The organism is Paenibacillus sp. PL91 (genome assembly GCF_012935325.2).
GTDB lineage: Bacteria > Bacillota > Bacilli > Paenibacillales > Paenibacillaceae > Pristimantibacillus.
This window is the reverse complement of the sequence record NZ_JABBYG020000014.1, coordinates 1-20,399: the sequence shown is the minus strand read 5'-3', so window position 1 is coordinate 20,399 and position 20,399 is coordinate 1. Positions and strand designations below refer to the sequence as shown.

The following is a 20,399-nucleotide window of genomic DNA, read 5'->3' as shown; positions in this document are numbered from 1 at the left end:
TATGTGCTGTTTTCTTGCTGACTGAAAGAAAATGAAACTTTAGCTAGAAATGGCATCGCCGCCCTCAGTGAGGACGGCACAAAATAAGTATATTATTATTGCTATTATAGCATTCTATGACTATCGTTTAGGGATCTGAATGACAATTTCATAATGGTCATCATGATCCTTTTCATTTGTCTTTATTTGCAATCCGGATCCTGAAACCATTTCAATGGATTGTCTAATGGTATTAAGAGCCAACCGTACATCCTTCGTAAAGGATATGCGTTTCGCTTTTTTCAGTTTCGTCGATTCCTTTAAGAAAGCAATTCTGACTTCCGTTTGCTTCACGTTTAGATCTTTTGCAATAATCTCTTCTAATACCTTAAGCTGTAACTCCTCGGTATCCAACGACAATAACGCTCTTGCATGACGCTCGGTAATTTTGCGCTCCATTAACGCCATCTTAATCGTATCATTTAGCATTAACAATCGCAATTTGTTCGCAATAGTAGATTGACTCTTGCCGAGGCGTTGAGCCAAGCTCTCTTGCGTTAACTGATGAAGCTCGATCAGCTTCTGATACGCGATCGCTTCTTCAATTGCCGACAGGTTTTCACGTTGAAGGTTTTCTATTAATGCAATAGATGCCGTCTGTGAATCGTTGAATTCACGAACAATGCCGGGAATCGTATCATACCCAAGCTTAGTAACGGCACGCCAACGACGCTCTCCCGCAATAATCTCATATCTTCCGTTACGCATACGTACAACGATAGGCTGAATAACGCCATGCGTTTTAATCGTCTGGCATAACTCTTCAATTCGGTCGTCATCAAAAATCGTACGCGGTTGAAAAGGACTCGCATCAATTTCCTGAATCGGTATTTGCCGAACTTCTTCTTGCGGTGTGCGCTGCTCGGACAGGCCGAACAATCGAGAAAATTGTTCTTTCATATCGATAATTACCACCCGATCATGAGATAAACCTTGTTTTTAATCACTTCAAATGAAACCATTTTTTCCAATTTGCTCGGAAACGATGAGTTTCATATAAAATATCAGTATATTCAATTCCATGTCCAGAACATACTATTATTCTATTAAAAAGCAATTACAAGGTTTTTGCAATAAATACGCTTCAGCAGTAAGATTGGTTCATTGCCAATTGGATTATTATCGGTTGCTAGAACCTCTCTCAGGTAATAATCGTCAACTGCACGGCGAACATCCATAACAATATTCATTCGGTAATGATAGGAGAGGCATCATTTTAAATATAATCAGGTATAGCGTTAAACCCTAATACGATGCTTATATTCACCCGCATTACGAAGTAAGAGCTGCCTTATGGCAACCGTAATCATACTCGTTACTAACGGATCGTCCTGTCTCTTCATCTACTTAATAATTCGACTACAGCTGGACGATCTCCTGCTTGACACTTCTTATGAACAAATAAATGTTGTATAAATATGGCGACAAATATACTGTAAATTGTTTTCTTCTAAAATGTTTCACGTGGAACATATCTACGCTACTAAATTAACGGCTGCTTAAGTGGTGTCCCTGCTTTTCTAGGGTATTTACGCGGAGTGCCTTCCAGCTTCTCGATTAATATAATATGACGCTCGGACTGTTCGTTTGGAAGAGAAAGCTGATGTTGTGATTTAATTTTGGCTTTTAGCTCTCTCAAGCTAAAGGACGCTTCTCTTACCTCTTCATCAGACTGAGAACCCTTCATTGCGGCGAACAAGCCACCCTTCCTCACGAAAGGCAAGCAAAATTCATTCAGCACATTCAACCGTGCAACTGCTCTTGCAGTTACAACGTCATAACTATCGCGATGCTCTGGCAGTTGTGCAATATCTTCAGCTCGACCATGTAAGCATAGTACTTGATCCAAGCCAAGCTGATCCTTTAGATGCGTTAAAAACTGAATTCTTTTGTTTAATGAGTCAACAATCATCACCTGCAGGTGAGGGAAGCATATCTTTAAAGGGATACTCGGAAAACCGGCTCCTGACCCTATATCAGCAAGCTTACGCACACTGCTCATATTTGTATAGAAGGAAAGCGAGACGGAATCATAAAAATGCTTCTCGTAAACGGCATCTCTTTCCGTTATCCCCGTCAAATTCATCTTTTCGTTCCAATCGACAAGCAGCCGATAATAAAGCTCGAACTGATCAAGCTGAACGGGAGAAAGCGGAATCCCGCTCTCCTCCATTCTTTTTGTAAACCATTGCAATGTTTCATCCATATTATGAACCTCTCGCTGCCGTTACACGGTTATAATGCTCCAAGTAAACGAGGAGAATGGAAATGTCCGCTGGGGTTACGCCGGCAATGCGGGACGCTTGCCCAATCGAAAGCGGGCGAATAAGGCTAAGCTTCTGCTTCGCTTCCGAAGCCAGACTGCGAACATCAGCATAATCGATATCATCCGGTATCCGCTTTTTCTCCATTTTGTTGAGTCGCGCAACCTGCACGAGCTGCTTCTCAATATAACCAGCATACTTAATTTGAATTTCGACTTGTTCTTTCATTTCCTCCGACATTTCCGGAACGGAAGGAACAACCGTCTCAAGCATCGCATAGGTAACCTCAGGACGGCGAAGCAGCGATAAGGCATCCGTTCCATGCTCCATCGGTGCAGTACCCGCAGCTGTCAGCATATCATTAACTTGGTCCGGCTTTACCTTTGTTCCGCGCAAACGTTCAATGTCGATTTCCACCAATTCTTTTTTGCGCAAAAATTTATTATAACGCTCTTCGGAAATAAGACCGATCTCATAGCCAGTTGGCGTCAAACGCAAATCCGCATTGTCATGACGAAGCAGCAAACGATATTCCGCTCTTGAAGTAAGCAAACGGTATGGATCATTTGTACCTTTCGTAACGAGATCGTCGATCATGACCCCAATATACCCTTCAGAACGGCCAATGATAATTGGATCTTTTCCTTGCACTTTGCGTGCAGCATTAATGCCTGCCATTACCCCTTGCCCTGCTGCTTCTTCATAGCCAGATGTTCCGTTAATTTGTCCAGCTGTGAATAAGCTATCGATTACCTTTGTCTCCAAAGACGGCCATAGCTGCGTAGGCACAACTGCATCGTATTCAATCGCATAGCCGTTACGCATCATCTCAACTTTTTCCAAACCTGGTATTGATCGTAAAATACCGAGCTGTACGTCCTCAGGCATACTTGTAGATAGGCCCTGCACATAGTACTCTGATGTATTTTTACCTTCAGGCTCCAGGAAGATTTGATGTTTAGGCTTATCTGCGAAACGGACAATTTTATCCTCAATTGATGGGCAGTAACGTGGACCTGTTCCTTCAATTGCGCCTGAGAACATCGGAGCGCGATGCAAGTTGTCATTAATTATTTTGTGCGTCGCCTCTGATGTATACGTCAGCCAGCAAGGAAGCTGTTCATTCGTTGATGACTCTGTTTCATGGGAGAAAAACTTAGGATTATCATCCCCTGGCTGAATTTCGGTTTTGGAGAAATCAATCGTATCCTTATGCACGCGCGGAGGCGTACCCGTCTTGAAGCGTACGAGCTCCAAACCATTTTCTTTCAAGCTTGCGGATAGTCGGACTGATGGCTGTTGATTGTTCGGACCGCTCTCATACATCAGCTCGCCCATAATAATTTTGCCGCGCAAATACGTACCTGTTGTAACAACCGTTGTACGCGCGCGATATTCCGCACCTGTTTTGGTTACGATTCCTAAGCATTTCCCGTCTTCAACAATAAGCTCCTCCGCCATCCCTTGGCGAAGCGTCAAATGCGGCGTTTCTTCAATCGTTTTTTTCATGACATGCTGATAATCAAATTTGTCGGCTTGCGCACGAAGTGCATGAACCGCCGGCCCTTTACCTGTATTGAGCATTCTCATTTGGATAAAGGTTTTATCAATATTGCGTCCCATCTCACCGCCCAGCGCATCAATTTCACGCACAACATGCCCTTTTGCAGGACCGCCGATTGATGGATTACATGGCATAAAAGCAACCATGTCTAGATTTATCGTAAGCAGAAGCGTCTCGCAGCCCATTCGCGCCGCAGCAAGCGCAGCCTCGCAGCCCGCATGCCCCGCTCCAATGACGATTACGTCATATTCACCAGCTAAATATCGCATTTTTTTACCCTCCTAAAGGCTTTCGTATGAAAACCTACTTCATAAGCATTATCCTAGGTTTCGAAGAAATCCTACTTCGTAAGCATCATCTTAGGTTTTCGTAGAAAATCTACTTCCTAAGCCTATAACAACAACCTTGATATTTGAAAGAAAACCTACACAATTCACAAGCTAAGCTTCCTCTGCGATTAAATATTACAACACTGTTAACGCATCAAACGTCTAACCTTATACTATAAGCATAATTCAGTTTTGCCGAAATAGCCTACTTCCATCTATTTCCCTAAGCAAAACTGCGAGAAAATTTGGTCAATCAATGAGTCGCCGGCTTCATCACCGAGTATTTCGCCAAGCGATTCCCATGCTGAACGTGCATCGATCTGAATAAGGTCAATGGGGATACCGGCATCCGACGCTTCTATTGCATCGACCAACGATTGTTTTGCCCGCTTCAATAAAGCAATATGTCGAACGTTGCTGACATATGTCAGATCGCCAGACTCAAGCTGACCTTCAAAAAACATCTCGCTTATCGTCTTCTCTAACCGATCGAGCCCATCTTCCTCAAGAACCGACATTCTTACGATGGAATCAGCAGAAATCGACTCCTCCACCACCTCAATTTCTAATTGACGCGGCAAGTCAGTCTTATTAATGATCGCAATGACGGGACGATCCTTCATTTGACGCAAAAGCTCGATATCCTCTAATTGCAGCGGCTCATTATAATTAAGCACGAACAAGATGAGATCCGCTTCTTCCAGCGCATTGCGCGAACGCTCTACTCCTATTCGCTCGACCACATCGGTCGTTTCACGAATGCCCGCAGTATCCAGCAGCCTAAGCGGAATGCCATTCAATGCTACAAACTGTTCGATGACATCGCGAGTCGTTCCAGGGATATCAGTAACGATCGCCTTATTCTCCTGGGTCAGCACATTCATAAGCGAGGACTTGCCGACATTTGGCCGTCCTACGATAGCCGTCACAATGCCTTCTCTTAATATTTTGCCTTCATTCGCCGTTTTTAACAGACGATCTATTTCATCAATAGCAGAATCGCATTGGTCACGAATGAACGAGCTCGTCATTTCCTCTACGTCATGCTCAGGATAATCAATGTTCACTTCGATATGGGCAAGCAGCTCAATAACCGTCTGCCTTAAAGCTTTGATCCTTTTGGATAGAACACCTTCAGCCTGCTTCCTTGCAACCGAAAAAGCTCGATCCGATTTGGATCGAATCAAATCGATTACAGCCTCTGCCTGCATCAGGTCGATTCGACCATTCAGGAAAGCGCGCTTCGTAAACTCACCAGGCTCCGCTGTACGGTACCCCTCCAGCTGTAATACAACATCAAGCACCTTCTTAACGGCAATGACGCCGCCATGTGCATTAATCTCAACGACATCCTCCGCAGTAAAGGAACGCGGCCCCCGCATGAGCGTAACCAGCACCTCTTCTACCTCTTCGCCTGTCGCGGGGTCAACAATATGACCATAGTGCAGCGTATGCGATTGTGCATCCTTCAAGCTTATTTTCGAACGAAATACGGTCGCGATCCCGGCAATTGCCTCTGGTCCGCTTACTCTAATAATGGCGATGCCACCTTCTCCGACTGCTGTCGAAATGGCTGCTATCGTATCGTGTACCATTGCTGTCAGCACCTCTCAAATGGAAAAACAGCAATGACCATTATGAGCCATTGCTGTGGATAGCGTATAGTTTCTTATACAATTGTTTGAATGATTACTGCCTGAGTGCTATGACAACTCGCCGATTCGGCTCGTCGCCTTTACTAAACGTCTTCACCTTAGGGTGATTCTGCAGCTGCGAATGAATAACTTTGCGCTCATGCGGCGACATTGGCTCCAGGACAACTTCCTTCCTCGTGCGAATGACTCGTCCCGCCAAACGATCGGATAAATCCGCTAACGTCTTGCGGCGGCGCTCCCGAAAATCCTCTGCATCAAGCACGATACGCAAATGACTGTCTGAGTAACGATTAGCCACAATATTAACCAAGTACTGTAATGCATCCAACGTTTGTCCGCGACGTCCAATCAGCATACCAAGGTCTCCGCTGCCCGATACGGCAAAGTGGGTACCTTCTCTTGTTTGCTTTCGATCGATGTTTACTTGCAGCCCCATCGTACCTGCTACTTCACGGAGAAATTGCTCCGCTTCCAGCATAGGATCGGGAATTAGCTCAAGCTCAACTTTCGCTTCCTTTGCGCCGAACAGTCCAAAAAAACCTTTAGTGGGCTGCTCAAGCACAACCTGTTTAACGCGGTCTTCAGTTACTTGCAATTGTGACAAACCGTTACGTACAGCATCTTCTACCGTTTTTCCTGATGCAACGATTTTCTTCATTTCGCAGGGGCCTCCTTACCCTTGTCAGATGAACGAACGTACAGGAAGTAGTTCTGAACAATGGTGTAAATGTTGCTGTAAACCCAATAAAGAGGAAGAGCTGCTGGGAATGAAAGTGCCATTACAAAAATAAGCACAGGGAAAATCGCCAGCATCATGCCCATACCCGGCATCGTTTGTGTTTGTTGCTTCTGCATCATCTTCGACTGAATGAAAGTCGTTGCTGCTGCAAGTATCGGAAGAATGTAATAAGGATCCTTCTCCCCGAGCTCAAGCCATAAGAAGGTATGCTCGCGAATATCCGGATTTTTGTAGATGGAATTGTACAACGCGATAAAAATCGGCATTTGAACAATCAGCGGCAAGCAGCCCGCCATCGGATTAACCTTATGCGTCTGGAACAGCTTCATTGTCTCTTCTTGCTGCTTCTGCGGGTTATCCTTGTACTTCTTCTTGATTTCAGCCATTTGAGGCTGCAAAGCCTGCATCGCTTTCGAGCTGCGGTACTGTTTCAGCGTTAAAGGTAAAATCAACGTTCTTACAATAATCGTCAGGAGCAATATAGCAAGTCCGTAGGATTCGCCAAACCAGCCTGCGAACGTATCAAGCGTCAAGGCAAAATAGTAGACGACATTTTTCTCCCAGAAGTTCCCCTTCAATAAATCAGCGGTTTCCGTCGTCTGGTTTGTTGGAGCGCCGCATCCCGCCAGCACACCCATTAGCAGAACAAGGCCAAGCACTAAAATCCATTTTTTGTTTTTAGTCCAAAACAACAACATTAAAACTCCTCTCTGAGAGCCATTACATCAAGCGATAACGGCTATGGCCGTACCCTTGCGGCAAAGCATTTGTTCATGACGAAATATAGGCAATGTACAACTAGTACAAGCGTATATTTTCATTCTAGACTATACCATAATTTATGGGACAAAGAAACAACGAGACTACACATGCATCCGCTTTCTTCAATCGTGGCGAATAGCGTATTTTCGGTACGCAAAGCAAGCCTGCAGAATAACGCTAATCTGCCTGCTTAGCCTTCGTATGGTTTGTGCTCTTAAGCAACCCGGCCTTCTTCAATACATGAAGCACGCTCTTCTCCATTTCCTTCATCTTCATCATCGTAGCTGGCTTTCTTACTATTAGTATGAAGTCGGTTTTGGGGACGATCCGATTTGCTTGATGACGCACGATTTCCTTGATCATTCGGCGCATGCGATTGCGCACAACCGCATTGCCAATCTTTTTGCTGGCAGACACACCTAAGCGAAAAGGCTCCGCCGATGGCTGCTTTGACCAATAGACGACAAACTGCCCATTCGCAAACGATTTGCCGCCTCGATAAATTCGGCTAAAGTCTTCACGATTGCGAAGACGCAATTTTCTATGCACGACTGATGGCCACCGTTCTCTCGTTGATCTTCTAAGTATCGCCAGTAAGTGAGCAGGCTAAGCAGCCTGCTACCCACTCCTCATCCTCACAAGCAAAAAAAAAAGACCACCGGACGTGGTCTTCTGCTTATGCGCTCAGTACTTTTCTTCCTCTTTGACGACGCGCTGCCAAAACTTTACGTCCGTTCTTCGTGCTCATCCGTTTGCGGAATCCATGCACTTTCGCGCGTTTGCTTACATTAGGTCTAAATGTAGGTCTCATCGTTCTGCACCTCCTATACTGCGTGTTTCCAATCAAGCGTAACGGCTCTCGCCGTCTAATTTGACGGAGCAGCATCGTTTCGCGGTGAAATATAAGCAGCTTCATAAGTATACGACTTACAAGGCCTTATATTTAAAAAAACGCTTTTTTTATTAAACCACGTTGGCAGTCAAAAGTCAATGACCCGCTCGATCTCCTTCCTGTTGATAAAAAATTCAGGATTACGGTCTGTGGATAAACGCATGAAATGCCTCCATTTATCAAAAACTAATAACATGTGCACAATCCACAGGCGCCCGAAACGAACTTTGTCGAAATCTTAACAAGATATAAACAATATGTAGTGGTGTAGATAACTTTTATGCACAAGCAGTTGAGAATGTGGATAAAATATGCGAATTCGTTGAAATATAAGGCATCTTTTGCTATGATAATTATGTTTTCACTGTGGATTAGATCAATATTGCCTCAGTTTTATCAACAGCCTGTGGATAACATTGTGAACAAACTCATCCCCTATTTATAACTCATTCGCAATTTCTTCTGTATAATGTGGATGCTTTCGTTATAATACCCTGATTTTCGACATTTTTTCTTGTAACTGCGCCATTCGTGGCGATTGGATAAGGAGTGACAGTCTGTGGACAGCCATACCTATGATTTATGGCAGCAAGTGTTGTCGATCATCCAGACTAAATTAAGCAAGCCGAGCTTTGACACCTGGTTCAAAGCGACGAAGGCTTCTTTTGTCGATGATTCCATGCTTGAAGTAACAGCGCCGACAACATTTGCGGCCGAATGGCTGGAGGGCCGTTATACGAAGTTAATTCGAACGACACTGTTCGAGTTTTTGGGCAGACAGGTAGATGTTCGCTTCTCTATAGAAGAACCGAAGGGTGCGGAGCCGGCTTATATGTTTCCGCCGAGGACGGTGCATTCCCCTGTCATGAACGAAGAAGCAACGCCTACTCATATGCTTAACCCGAAATATACGTTTGATACATTCGTAATCGGAGCGAACAACCGTTTTGCGCATGCTGCATCGCTTGCTGTTGCCGAAGCGCCGGCCAAAGCTTACAATCCATTATTTTTGTATGGCGGCGTTGGTCTGGGAAAAACCCACTTGATGCACGCAATCGGCCACTACATCATGGATCACAACCCGAATACCAAGGTTCTATATATTTCGTCCGAGAAATTTACGAACGAATTCATCAACGCCATCCGTGACAATCGCGGTGAGAGCTTCCGTACGAAATATCGCAATATCGACGTTCTGCTTATTGACGATATTCAATTTCTAGCCGGAAAAGAGCAGACGCAGGAGGAGTTTTTCCACACCTTTAATGCACTGCACGAGGAACGAAAGCAAATCGTCATCTCAAGTGACCGCCCGCCTAAGGAAATTCCGACGCTGGAAGAGAGGCTTCGTTCCCGCTTTGAGTGGGGACTTATTACCGACATTCAGCCGCCGGATCTGGAGACGCGGATCGCCATTTTGCGCAAGAAAGCACGGGCCGAAAATTTAGATATTCCGAACGAAGCGATGATCTATATCGCCAATCAAATCGATACGAACATTCGTGAATTGGAAGGCGCCCTGATTAGGGTTGTCGCCTATTCCTCCTTAATAAACGCTGACATTACGTCGCATTTGGCGGCCGAAGCGCTCAAGGATATAATTCCTTCCAGCCGGCCTAGAATGATAACGATGCATGATATTCAGACAAAAGTCGGAGAGTTCTACGGACTGCGGCTTGAGGAGTTCAAAGCGCGGAAACGGACTAAGGCCGTGGCCTACCCGAGACAAATCGCGATGTATTTATCCCGGGAGCTGACAGACTTCTCGCTGCCTAAGATCGGTGAGGCATTCGGAGGGCGTGACCACACGACCGTCATCCATGCCCATGAGAAAATTACGCAGCAGCTCAAGATCGATCAGGACCTGTACAAAATCATTCAAAACCTGACCGAAAAAATCAAAAATCATATGTGAACAACTAAGCAAGCCTATGCACACGCTATGCACATGTGGATAGGCTTGCTTTATCGGTCTTCCACGGGGTTATCCACATATTCAGTGCCCCTACTACTACGACTACTAAAAATCTTTAAAAAAACATCATCAAAAAAGCGTAAACGGCTGTCGCCTTTTCTGAAAGGCAAAAGCGCGTTTCACGCAGAAATATAAATTGGTTCGTGCGAACTCATAATTAGATGAATTTATAAGAACGCTAGGAGTGAAACCATGAAATTAACAATCTCAAAAAATGAATTAAACGACGCGATTCAGCAAGTTGCGAAGGCTGCATCCTCTCGCCCTGCTATACCGATTCTCGGAGGTATCAAAATCGAAGTCACTCACCTTGGGGTAACACTTACCGCAAGCGATACCGATATTTCGATTCAAAGCTTTATCCCTGTGGAGAGAGATCAATTCGTTATTGCACATGTGGATAAACCCGGAAGCGTCGTTTTACCGGCTAAATTTTTTGTCGAAATCGTAAAAAAGCTTCCTTCCGAGCAAGTCGTAATCGAAGTGAGCAATACGTATCAGACGATCATTCGCTCCGGTTCAACGGAGATCCAAATGGTCGGACTCGATCCGGAGGAATTCCCAGTGCTTCCGTCTATTGAACAAAATGAAGTGCTTCAAATGCCTGGCGATTTATTAAAAGCGATGATTCGTCAGACCGTTCTTGCAGCTTCGGCTAGCGAACAAACACCTATTTTGACGGGCGTATTATGGAACTTGCTTGAAGGCGAGCTGAAATTTGTCGCAACCGACCGCCATCGTTTGGCAAGCCGCACCGCACAAGTCGACACGGAGTCGCAATTCAAATTCAGCAATGTCGTTATTTCGGCAAAAACGCTTATCGAGCTGTCAAAGCTAGTTCCTGAGCAAAATGCGCTTGTCGATATCGTTGTAGCAGACAATCAAGTTCTATTTAAGCTTGGAAACGTGTTGTTCTATACGCGTATTCTTGACGGAACCTATCCCGATACTTCTAAGATTATTCCGCAAACGTTCAAAACAGAACTTGTTCTTGATACAAAAAATGTAATGGATGCGATAGACCGCGCTTACCTGATGTCTCGTGAGGAAAAAACGAATATCGTTCGCCTTATGACGCTTGAAGACGGGTCCATTGAAATATCATCCAGCTCGACCGAGCTTGGCCGCGTAACCGAGCAGCTCGAAGCAAAGGAATTTAACGGAGAACCGCTAAGAATCGCGTTTAACTCCAAATATATGCTCGATGTGCTCAAGGTTATTGATAGCGAGCAGCTGTTCATTGGCTTTACGGGCGCAATGAGCCCGATTATCATTCGACCAATGGATCACGCGTACAGCATGTATGTCATCTTGCCTTACAGAACTACGGGCTAACCAAGCGCTTATGCGAAGAAAGGAATGACCCATTTCGATGAAGGAAATCGGCATTAAGACGGAATATATAACGCTCGGCCAGTTTTTGAAGCTATCGGATTGCATATCGACCGGCGGTCATGCGAAATTTTTCCTTCAGGAGAATACCGTCATGATTAACGGGGAAGCAGATAACCGCCGAGGCAGAAAATTGTATGCTGGGGATAAAGTTGAGGTTGAAGGCTGCGGCGTCTTTACGGTAGGTAAAGCGTAACGCACCAACGGACCGGGAGGTCAAAAACATTGTTTTTAACGAGCATACAGCTGCAAAATTATCGGAACTATAGCGAGCTCGACCTGCAAACGCCTAATAAGGTGAATGTGTTTCTTGGTCCAAATGCCCAGGGAAAAACAAATCTGCTCGAAGCGATATTCGTGCTTGCGCTAACCAAGTCGCATCGCACGTCGAAGGACAAGGAGCTTATTGGCTGGCAGGCCGATTCCGCTCGCATATCAGGCGAGGTAGATAAGAAATACGGATCGATGAAGCTTGATCTGCTATTTTCCGCACAGGGAAAGAAAGCGAAAATAAACGGACTTGAGCAGCGTAAGCTCAGCGACTTCATCGGTTCAGTCAATGTCGTCATGTTCGCCCCAGAGGATCTGGAAATTGTAAAAGGCACGCCGGGTATACGAAGACGGTTTCTTGATATGGAAATCGGACAAGTGCAGCCCGGCTATTTGTATACGCTGCAGCAGTATGGAAAAGTGCTTCAGCAGCGCAACAATTTCTTGAAAGCTGCCTATCCTGGCGGGGCGAATCAGACGATGCTGGATGTATGGAATATGCAGCTAGCAGAGCATGGTGTTAAAATCATGAAAAAAAGGAAACACTTTATACATAAATTACAAACGTTTGCAGAACAAATTCATTCGGGCATAACGAACGGTGCTGAGCAGCTCACTATTGAGTACCGTCCTTCATTTGACGCGGATGCCCAGCAAGATGAAACTGTTTTATTTGATCAATTTATGATAAAGTTAACACAGGTGAGAGATCAGGAGATTCGCAGAGGGGTTACGCTTGTGGGTCCGCATCGCGATGACTTGGCGTTTTTTATTAACGGCAAAGAAGCGCAAATATTCGGCTCCCAAGGGCAACAGCGAACGACGGCCCTATCTTTAAAATTAGCAGAAATAGAGCTCATTAACGAGGAAATCGGTGAATACCCGATTTTGCTGCTTGACGATGTGCTGTCGGAGCTTGATCAGAATCGTCAGACGCAGCTTATTGAGACATTTCAAAGCAAAGTGCAAACCTTTATTACAACGACCGGCCTTGAAAGCGTGAATGTGAGCAGGCTTCAAGATGCCGGCATCTACCATGTGCATGACGGCCGAGTGACACGTTAAATTGCGAATAGGAGAGGTGTGAAAGAGGGCATGTATATCCATTTGGGCGGCGAGAAAATTATTCGGGCTGCAGAGCTGGTGGCCATTTTTGATATTTCTATCGAGCAGTCCTCTAAACTATCCAAGCAATTCGTTGCGGGAGCACGCAAGCGCAAGGACGTTGAGACGATAGGCGAGGAAGAGCCGAAATCGATCGTTGTAACGAAGCAGAAAATATATTATTCGCCGATATCATCCTCTACGCTGAAGAAGCGAGCCCATCATTTTGCGGCAAACGGCTAGAGCGAAGGCGATCAGGAAGAGCAGTTGAGAGGAGCAGTGAAGTTGCATGTCTTTGGAGCAGCATACGTATGACGAGAGTCAGATACAGGTCCTGGAAGGATTAGAGGCAGTACGCAAACGTCCGGGGATGTATATTGGCTCCACTAGTGGAAAAGGTCTTCACCATCTCGTATGGGAGGTTGTCGATAACAGTATTGACGAGGCTTTGGCCGGTTATTGCTCGAGAATCGAAGTTATCGTGCATGAAAATAACAGCGTGACCGTTATTGATAATGGACGCGGTATTCCCGTAGGCGAGAATGCAAAACTGAAAAAATCGACGCTAGAAGTCGTTATGACTGTTTTGCATGCGGGTGGTAAGTTCGGCGGAGAAGGCTATAAAGTTTCCGGCGGCTTGCACGGGGTCGGCGTATCGGTCGTAAACGCATTGTCCGAGCTCGTCATTGTTCAAGTAAAACGCGATGGCAACATCTATCAGCAAGAGTACCGTAAGGGTGCTCCGCAATATGATATCAAAATCATTGGCGAAACGACGGAGACGGGCACACAGGTCACGTTTACGCCGGATAACGAAATTTTTACGGAGACTACCGTATTCGACTATGAGACGCTGCAATCGCGTATTCGCGAGCTGGCGTTTTTGAATAAAGGGATTGAGATTGTGCTTTCCGATGAGCGTACAGGCGTATCGAATACGTTTATGTACGAGGGCGGCATTATCGAGTTCGTTAAATACTTGAACCGTACTCGCGAGCCGCTTCATGAGCTGCCGATCTATGTTGAAGGATCGAAGGACCATATTCATGTCGAGGTCGCTTTGCAATATAACGACAGCTATACCGAGAACATTTATTCGTTTGCGAATAATATCAATACCCATGAGGGCGGAACGCATGAGTCCGGATTTAAGAGCGCACTGACGCGGATCATTAACGACTATGCCCGCAAATCAAACTTGATCAGAGACAATGATTCCAACTTCTCTGGTGACGATGTGCGTGAAGGGCTAACGGCGATTATATCCGTTAAAATTCCTGAGCCGCAATTCGAGGGACAAACGAAGACGAAGCTTGGTAACAGTGAAGTCCGCGGGATCGTAGAATCCTTTTTTGCCGAGAAGCTGCAGGAGTTCCTTGAGGAAAACCCATCGGTATCGCGCAAAATCGTGGAAAAAGGCTTGCAGGCTGCACGTGCCCGCGAAGCAGCGCGCAAAGCGCGTGAGCTTACTCGTCGCAAAAGCGCGCTTGAAGTCGGCTCTCTGCCAGGTAAGCTTGCCGATTGCTCCTCCAAGGACGCATCGATCAGTGAGCTCTACATCGTAGAAGGTGACTCCGCCGGCGGTTCCGCCAAGCAAGGTCGCGATCGTCATTTCCAAGCGATTTTGCCGCTTCGAGGTAAAATTTTGAACGTAGAGAAAGCGCGTCTCGATCGGATTCTTGGCAATGCGGAGATTCGGGCTATTATTACGGCGCTCGGCACAGGCATTAGCGATGATTTTGACCTATCTAAAGCGCGTTACCACAAAATTATAATTATGACCGATGCGGACGTCGACGGTGCACATATTCGCACGCTTATGCTGACGTTCTTCTATCGCTACATGCGCCAAATTATAGATGCAGGCTATATTTATATCGCACAGCCGCCGCTTTTCAAAATTGAGCGCAATAAAGTGATCCGTTATGCGCAGACCGAGAAGGAACGCGATAGAATCATTGCGGAGTTCGGCGAAGGCGTTAAAGTAAACGTTCAGCGCTATAAAGGACTTGGCGAGATGAACGCTACTCAGCTATGGGAAACAACGATGGATCCGGAAAGCCGTACGATGCTGCAGGTAACGATCGAGGATGCGATCGAAGCCGATGTCGTATTCGATACGCTCATGGGAGATAACGTTGAGCCTCGTCGTGATTTCATTCAAAAATACGCTAGATATGTAACAAATCTAGACTTTTAATGACATGAACTGCAAGAAGCAGCCGCCCGTTACGGACGTCTGCTTCTTTTTTTTAGGCGGCCGTATGCTGCGGCGTAGCGGTATACTTTTTGAAATACACTTTGATCGGGCAGCTTCCGAAAGATATAGAGGTCAGGACGCGTATTCACTTCCAAAATCCAAGGATGCAGCTTCGTATCGATTGCGATATCGACGCCCAGCTCTTTCAGTTTCGGATAGGCTACTTGGAGATTATTCGCAATTGTGATGCTCAGCTTTCTTAGCCGGTTGTTAAATGCTTCAAGCTCAGTATGCGTTGCATGATCCACCATAAGTCGATCAAGACCCATTGGCGTACCGCCGCTGTGGTAATTCGTCACGATTTTTGCTGGATGGGCCAGTCGGCCGATAATTCCGGTCACTTCCCATTCATGGCGCAAGTTTTTTTGAACCATGACGCGAATATCGAAGCGGCGCTTCTGATGTTTGAGCAGATGGATCCCTTTTTGAACAAGGTATTTCCGTTTTTTCTTTTTCTTAACAAGCCTCTGATAAAGATGCTCGAAGCTGGGGGAGAACATGGCCTTTGTATCTAGCTGGTAGCGATAGCCAAGAGCAGGAGTATTCGTTCGTTCAACACGAATGACACCATTGCCAGCTGTACCATTAATCGGCTTAACGTAGACCATGCCATATTCACTTAGCATCGAATGAAGGCTGCCGCGGCTGAATAGCTTCGTTGGAGGCATATATTGGCGTAAATAATCCGATTTGAGCATGATATTTGCTTTAGCCCACTTGCTCGTAACGCGTTGAATGCTCAACGATTTTTCTCCTCTCGTAATGCTTCTTTACTTGTAATGGATTTCAAATGATGCAGGAGACAGACGTAGAATTGAGTGGTATAATGAAAGTTGGGTCTGTTTATTTTATGGCGGTTTTACGTGTATGGAGAGCGGCAATACACCTATTTTTAACGACAAATGAAACTAGTTTTGCGGGAATTCCAAAAGCTTGAGCAAAAAAGGTTTATATGCTCGCTTTTTGAGAAAGTAATATAAGGTTATGTTGATTTAAGAGTAGCTATAGATAGATAGCGTCAGGGAGGTAAATCATGGCGGAAGAACAACGTATATCTATAAGAGATCGGGATATTGGTACGGAAATGCGTGATTCCTTTATGGATTACGCAATGAGTATCATTGTTAGCCGTGCTCTTCCCGATGTTAGGGATGGTCTAAAGCCTGTGCATCGACGCATTTTGTTTGCGATGTCTGAACTAGGCATGTCACCGGACAAGCCGCATAAGAAGTCCGCGAGAATCGTGGGAGAAGTAATCGGTAAGTACCATCCGCATGGTGATTCGGCAGTATATGAATCGATGGTACGGATGGCACAGGATTTCTCCATGCGTTATATGCTCGTTGATGGACATGGAAACTTTGGTTCAATCGATGGTGACTTTGCAGCAGCCATGCGTTATACGGAAGCCCGGCTTTCGAAGATCGCGATGGAACTGCTTCGTGATATCAACAAGGACACGATTGATTTCGCGCCCAACTATGACGGAGAAGAGTCAGAGCCAGTTGTATTGCCAGCTAGATATCCTAACCTGCTCGTAAACGGGGTTACGGGGATTGCCGTTGGTATGGCCACGAATATTCCTCCTCATAACTTGAACGAGGTTATTGACGGGGTGCAGGCTTTAATTGTCAACCCTGATATTACGCCAGTCGAGCTAATGGATTATATTAAAGGTCCCGATTTCCCGACAGCCGGTTTTGTAATGGGCCGCCAGGGAATTCGCCAAGCCTATTTGACAGGCCGCGGGTCGGTAACGATGCGGGCAAGGGCGACTATTGAGGAGAACAACGGCAAAGCGCGCATTATCGTGCATGAATTGCCTTATCAAGTCATTAAAGCCCGTTTAGTTGAAAAAATAGCTGAGCTTGTTCGCGAGAAAAAAATCGAAGGCATCACCGATTTGCGAGATGAATCAGACCGCAATGGTATGCGTGTTGTCATAGAGCTTCGCCGTGATGTGAATCCAAGCATCGTGCTGAATAATTTATACAAGCATACACAGCTGCAGTCTAACTTCGGTATCAATATGCTTGCGCTCGTAAATGGTGAACCTAAGACGCTTAACATTCGTGATATGCTCTATCATTATTTGCAGCATCAAATCGAGGTAATTCGTCGCCGTACTGAGTTTGAGCTGAAGAAGGCTGAAGCTCGCGCGCATATTCTCGAAGGCTTGCGAATTGCGCTTGACCATTTGGATGAGGTCATCGCCTTAATTCGCGGCTCCCAAACGGCTGATCAAGCACGTGAAGGGTTGATTACAAGATTCTCGCTCAGCCATGAGCAAGCGCAAGCGATTTTGGATATGCGTTTGCAGCGTTTGACTGGTCTGGAAAGAGACAAAATCGAAGCGGAATACGCAGAGCTTATGCGTAAAATTGCTGAATATAAGGCGATTCTTGCCGATGAGCAGCTTGTGCTTGATATTATCAGCACGGAGCTTAATGAATTGAAAGAGCGTTTTGGCGATGAGCGTCGTACTGAGCTAATGGCAAGCGATGAAGAAATTCTCGATGAGGATCTTATTCCTCGGGAGGATGTTATCATCTCCATTACGCATACGGGCTACATCAAGCGTTTGCCGGTCGGTACTTATCGCAGCCAGAAGCGCGGCGGTAAAGGCGTAGTCGGCATGGGCACAAAGGATGATGACTTTGTCGAGCATCTATTTGTATCCAATACGCACCACTACTTATTGTTCTTCACGAACAAAGGTAAGGTGTACAAGCTCAAAGCCTACGAGATTCCTGATCTTAACCGGACTGCTCGCGGAACGCCGATCATCAACTTGATTCAAATTGAACAAGGCGAGACGATCAATGCGGTAATCCCGGTTCAAGAGTTTGATTCGGAGCACTTCTTGTTCTTTGCTACAAGGCAAGGGGTTGTGAAGAAGACTCCTCTTGATGACTACGTCAACATCCGTAAAGTTGGATTAATCGCGATCTCGCTTCGTGAGGACGATGATTTAATCGGCGTGAAGCTGACTGACGGCAACCAGGAGATCATCATGGGAACAGCGCAAGGGATGTCCATCCGTTACTCGGAGCAGGATGTTCGTTCGATGGGACGTTCCGCTACCGGGGTAAAAGGAATCGCGCTTGATGATGACGATACCGTAATTGATATGGACGTCATCGTACCGGATAAGGATATTCTTATCGTTACCTCCAAAGGTTACGGCAAACGGACACCAGTGGCTGATTACCGTATTCAGAACCGTGGCGGTAAAGGGATCAAGACGCTTAACGTAACGGATAAAAACGGACCAATCGTATCTCTTAAGGTCGTTGAGAACGATGAGGACCTTATGATTATGACGGCATCCGGAACGATGATCCGCACCAGCATGGAAGGCATATCGACGATGGGCCGGAATACGCAAGGTGTAAAACTCATTAATACGCGTGAGGATGATACGGTAGCGACTGTTACCCGTGTTGCCCGCAGCGAAGAAAATGAAGTGCCTGATGAGAACGAAGAGATAGAGGGCGGCGAAGAGCCGATCGAATAATGAGGTTGAAGGCAGCTGAGGCCGTTGCATTGCGGCTCAGCTTGCTTTTCACTTTTTAATAAAAGGTACAGCCATACTATTCAAGCAAAGAGGGAGAGGACTCTCGTGGCAGCGGTAACGTTATCACATCTTAAGCTAGGCGACAAAATCATTGAAGATGTCCTCACCCCGCTTGGCGGTACTCTATTTCATAAGGGAAAGATCGTTACGGCCAAAGAAATAGAAATACTGCAAGCTTTCCTTATCATGAGTGTTGAAATCGAATCAAACCAAGCAGCAAGCAAAACACGTGAAGATGATGAGGATACATATCAGGAGCCAACGCCGATATTCGTCGGAACTCTTCTTCATGAAGAGTATGACAAATTGCTCAATGTGCTGCGCCAAGTATATAACTCTTTTATAGCGGGTCAAGTCTTGCCTGTTATGGATATCAGAAAGCAGCTTGAAAAGCTGCTGGAGAATATCAAGAGCTATAACTTGCTGACGTTTACTCCGCGTCACTTTATGGAGAAAGATTATTTGCTTCATAACAGCATTACTTCTGCACTGACTTCCTATCTGATTGCACAATGGACGGGCTTTCCTCAAAAGGATTGGATGCAAATTGCATTCGCAGGTTTATTCCATGATATCGGAAACGTCAAAATCGACAGATCGATTCTGACTAAGCCAAATCCGTTATCGCCAGAAGAAAAAGAAGAAATGATGCGTCATACGGTTCTTGGCTATCAATTACTTAAAAATGTTCCTGCTCTTAATGAAGGCGTGAAAATGGCTGCGCTGCAGCATCATGAGAAGGTAGATGGAACGGGTTATCCGCTTGGCATCGATGCGACAAAAATCCATCCTTACGCCAAAATTGTAGCAATTGCTGATATATTTCATGCAATGACTTTAAACAAGGCATATAGGAAGGCGGCATCACCTTATCTTGTTTTGGAACAAATTCAAAGCGATGCATTCGGCAAGCTGGACCCGGCTTATGTTCGAACCTTTGTAGAGAAGGCCACTCAGTTCCATAATGGCACAATCGTAAGGCTTAGCGATGAGCGGATTGGTGAAATTGTATTTTCGGATCGCAATTACCCAACCAGGCCGTGGGTATCATTGGACGGCATGATTGTAAATCTTATCGTTGAACGACATCTACATATAAAAGAAGTGCTCAGATAAGATCGCTTCTTGTGAAATGGACAGCAAGTACGGAATCACTGCACAGAGGCAGGTTTAATCTCTAGCAGTGTGCACGTACTTGCTGTTTTTTTATTGAAGGTGATTCCTCTTAGTTTTGGAAAAGCTGATCTGATGCTTCAATAACTGAATCGTAATATCTGAAATTGAAGGTAAATATAGTCGCAGTTTAGCTAAAATAATAAAACAAAAAACTTTTCTGTTAAAATTGAAAATAACACTTGCATTGGTATAGGCGCTTATGATATATTATCTAAGTCGCCAACGAGACACACGGTCGACACGAAAGAAAAAATTGCTCTTTGAAAACTGAACAACGAGTAATAACTGCCCTTACGATTCTAACGAATCGTGAGAAAAAGCGATAAAAAGTAATGAGCATTTCAAACACCAATTTGGAGAGTTTGATCCTGGCTCAGGACGAACGCTGGCGGCGTGCCTAA

The 20,399-nt window shown here is 45.4% G+C and carries 17 protein-coding genes; 8 read left to right on the top strand and 9 right to left on the bottom strand.

The window, feature by feature from the left end; all coding sequences use genetic code 11:
• Positions 1 to 120: 120 nt before the first annotated feature.
• The 8 genes from noc to rpmH all read right to left on the bottom strand — a co-directional run bounded on the left by noc (position 121) and on the right by rpmH (position 8,163).
• The gene (gene noc, locus HI950_RS25440; protein ID WP_169084054.1) at positions 121 to 939 is read right to left on the bottom strand and encodes a nucleoid occlusion protein; all 819 of its coding nucleotides are present in this window, start codon (positions 937 to 939) and stop codon (positions 121 to 123) included.
• Positions 940 to 1,522: 583 nt separating this feature from the next.
• Positions 1,523 to 2,245 (bottom strand): 16S rRNA (guanine(527)-N(7))-methyltransferase RsmG, encoded by a 723-nt coding sequence (gene rsmG / locus HI950_RS25435; protein WP_169084053.1) that lies wholly within the window; start codon positions 2,243 to 2,245, stop codon positions 1,523 to 1,525.
• Between the two features lies 1 nt (position 2,246).
• Positions 2,247 to 4,136: a tRNA uridine-5-carboxymethylaminomethyl(34) synthesis enzyme MnmG gene (gene mnmG, locus HI950_RS25430; RefSeq protein WP_169084052.1), complete on the bottom strand. Its 1,890-nt coding sequence runs from the start codon at positions 4,134 to 4,136 to the stop codon at positions 2,247 to 2,249.
• A gap of 275 nt (positions 4,137 to 4,411) precedes the next feature.
• Positions 4,412 to 5,791: a tRNA uridine-5-carboxymethylaminomethyl(34) synthesis GTPase MnmE gene (gene mnmE / locus HI950_RS25425; RefSeq protein WP_169084051.1), complete on the bottom strand. Its 1,380-nt coding sequence runs from the start codon at positions 5,789 to 5,791 to the stop codon at positions 4,412 to 4,414.
• A gap of 94 nt (positions 5,792 to 5,885) precedes the next feature.
• Positions 5,886 to 6,509, bottom strand: a complete 624-nt coding sequence (gene jag / locus HI950_RS25420) for an RNA-binding cell elongation regulator Jag/EloR (RefSeq protein WP_169084050.1) — start codon at positions 6,507 to 6,509, stop codon at positions 5,886 to 5,888.
• A complete protein-coding gene (locus tag HI950_RS25415) occupies positions 6,506 to 7,288 on the bottom strand; it encodes a YidC/Oxa1 family membrane protein insertase (RefSeq protein ID WP_169084049.1) in 783 nt (260 codons plus the stop codon). Before HI950_RS25415 ends, jag begins: the two co-directional genes overlap by 4 nt.
• 241 nt (positions 7,289 to 7,529) lie before the next feature.
• On the bottom strand, positions 7,530 to 7,901 hold the full coding sequence (gene rnpA, locus HI950_RS25410) for a ribonuclease P protein component (RefSeq protein WP_169084048.1): 372 nt from the start codon (positions 7,899 to 7,901) through the stop codon (positions 7,530 to 7,532).
• A gap of 127 nt (positions 7,902 to 8,028) precedes the next feature.
• On the bottom strand, positions 8,029 to 8,163 hold the full coding sequence (gene rpmH, locus HI950_RS25405) for a 50S ribosomal protein L34 (RefSeq protein ID WP_054025773.1): 135 nt from the start codon (positions 8,161 to 8,163) through the stop codon (positions 8,029 to 8,031).
• 640 nt (positions 8,164 to 8,803) lie between these two features.
• On the opposite strand from rpmH, the gene dnaA reads away from it, so the two are divergent.
• The 6 genes from dnaA to gyrB all read left to right on the top strand — a co-directional run bounded on the left by dnaA (position 8,804) and on the right by gyrB (position 15,185).
• On the top strand, positions 8,804 to 10,159 hold the full coding sequence (gene dnaA / locus HI950_RS25400) for a chromosomal replication initiator protein DnaA (RefSeq protein ID WP_169084047.1): 1,356 nt from the start codon (positions 8,804 to 8,806) through the stop codon (positions 10,157 to 10,159).
• A 252-nt stretch (positions 10,160 to 10,411) separates the two neighbouring features.
• Complete coding sequence (gene dnaN, locus HI950_RS25395) at positions 10,412 to 11,554, top strand: DNA polymerase III subunit beta (protein WP_169084046.1); 1,143 nt, start codon at positions 10,412 to 10,414, stop codon at positions 11,552 to 11,554.
• A gap of 37 nt (positions 11,555 to 11,591) precedes the next feature.
• Positions 11,592 to 11,807, top strand: coding sequence for a S4 domain-containing protein YaaA (gene yaaA, locus HI950_RS25390; protein ID WP_169084045.1), 216 nt, complete (start codon positions 11,592 to 11,594; stop codon positions 11,805 to 11,807).
• A 29-nt stretch (positions 11,808 to 11,836) separates the two neighbouring features.
• Positions 11,837 to 12,946 (top strand): DNA replication/repair protein RecF, encoded by a 1,110-nt coding sequence (recF, locus tag HI950_RS25385; RefSeq protein ID WP_169084044.1) that lies wholly within the window; start codon positions 11,837 to 11,839, stop codon positions 12,944 to 12,946.
• 30 nt (positions 12,947 to 12,976) lie between these two features.
• Positions 12,977 to 13,228, top strand: coding sequence for an extracellular matrix regulator RemB (gene remB, locus HI950_RS25380; RefSeq protein ID WP_012772007.1), 252 nt, complete (start codon positions 12,977 to 12,979; stop codon positions 13,226 to 13,228).
• Between the two features lie 46 nt (positions 13,229 to 13,274).
• Complete coding sequence (gene gyrB, locus HI950_RS25375; protein WP_169084043.1) at positions 13,275 to 15,185, top strand: DNA topoisomerase (ATP-hydrolyzing) subunit B; 1,911 nt, start codon at positions 13,275 to 13,277, stop codon at positions 15,183 to 15,185.
• 29 nt (positions 15,186 to 15,214) lie between these two features.
• Here the strand turns inward: gyrB and HI950_RS25370 are convergent, their stop codons facing one another.
• Positions 15,215 to 15,988: a YheC/YheD family protein gene (locus tag HI950_RS25370; RefSeq protein ID WP_169084042.1), complete on the bottom strand. Its 774-nt coding sequence runs from the start codon at positions 15,986 to 15,988 to the stop codon at positions 15,215 to 15,217.
• A gap of 290 nt (positions 15,989 to 16,278) precedes the next feature.
• On the opposite strand from HI950_RS25370, the gene gyrA reads away from it, so the two are divergent.
• Both gyrA and HI950_RS25360 read left to right on the top strand, forming a co-directional pair.
• Complete coding sequence (gene gyrA, locus HI950_RS25365) at positions 16,279 to 18,762, top strand: DNA gyrase subunit A (protein WP_169084041.1); 2,484 nt, start codon at positions 16,279 to 16,281, stop codon at positions 18,760 to 18,762.
• A 105-nt stretch (positions 18,763 to 18,867) separates the two neighbouring features.
• Positions 18,868 to 19,938 carry an HD-GYP domain-containing protein gene (locus tag HI950_RS25360; protein ID WP_169084040.1) on the top strand — a complete coding sequence of 357 codons (1,071 nt, stop codon included), beginning with the start codon at positions 18,868 to 18,870 and terminating at the stop codon, positions 19,936 to 19,938.
• Positions 19,939 to 20,399 lie beyond the last annotated feature (461 nt).

What these genes read in the sequence shown, in the direction of transcription:
- noc (WP_169084054.1), bottom strand. Translation starts at nt 939, where the DNA reads ATGAAAGAACAATTTTCTCGATTGTTCGGCCTGTCCGAGCAGCGCACA.
- rsmG (WP_169084053.1), bottom strand. Translation starts at nt 2,245, where the DNA reads ATGGATGAAACATTGCAATGGTTTACAAAAAGAATGGAGGAGAGCGGG.
- mnmG (WP_169084052.1), bottom strand. Translation starts at nt 4,136, where the DNA reads ATGCGATATTTAGCTGGTGAATATGACGTAATCGTCATTGGAGCGGGG.
- mnmE (WP_169084051.1), bottom strand. Translation starts at nt 5,791, where the DNA reads ATGGTACACGATACGATAGCAGCCATTTCGACAGCAGTCGGAGAAGGT.
- jag (WP_169084050.1), bottom strand. Translation starts at nt 6,509, where the DNA reads ATGAAGAAAATCGTTGCATCAGGAAAAACGGTAGAAGATGCTGTACGT.
- HI950_RS25415 (WP_169084049.1), bottom strand. Translation starts at nt 7,288, where the DNA reads ATGTTGTTGTTTTGGACTAAAAACAAAAAATGGATTTTAGTGCTTGGC.
- rpmH (WP_054025773.1), bottom strand. Translation starts at nt 8,163, where the DNA reads ATGAGACCTACATTTAGACCTAATGTAAGCAAACGCGCGAAAGTGCAT.
- dnaN (WP_169084046.1), top strand. Translation starts at nt 10,412, where the DNA reads ATGAAATTAACAATCTCAAAAAATGAATTAAACGACGCGATTCAGCAA.
- yaaA (WP_169084045.1), top strand. Translation starts at nt 11,592, where the DNA reads ATGAAGGAAATCGGCATTAAGACGGAATATATAACGCTCGGCCAGTTT.
- remB (WP_012772007.1), top strand. Translation starts at nt 12,977, where the DNA reads ATGTATATCCATTTGGGCGGCGAGAAAATTATTCGGGCTGCAGAGCTG.
- gyrB (WP_169084043.1), top strand. Translation starts at nt 13,275, where the DNA reads ATGTCTTTGGAGCAGCATACGTATGACGAGAGTCAGATACAGGTCCTG.
- gyrA (WP_169084041.1), top strand. Translation starts at nt 16,279, where the DNA reads ATGGCGGAAGAACAACGTATATCTATAAGAGATCGGGATATTGGTACG.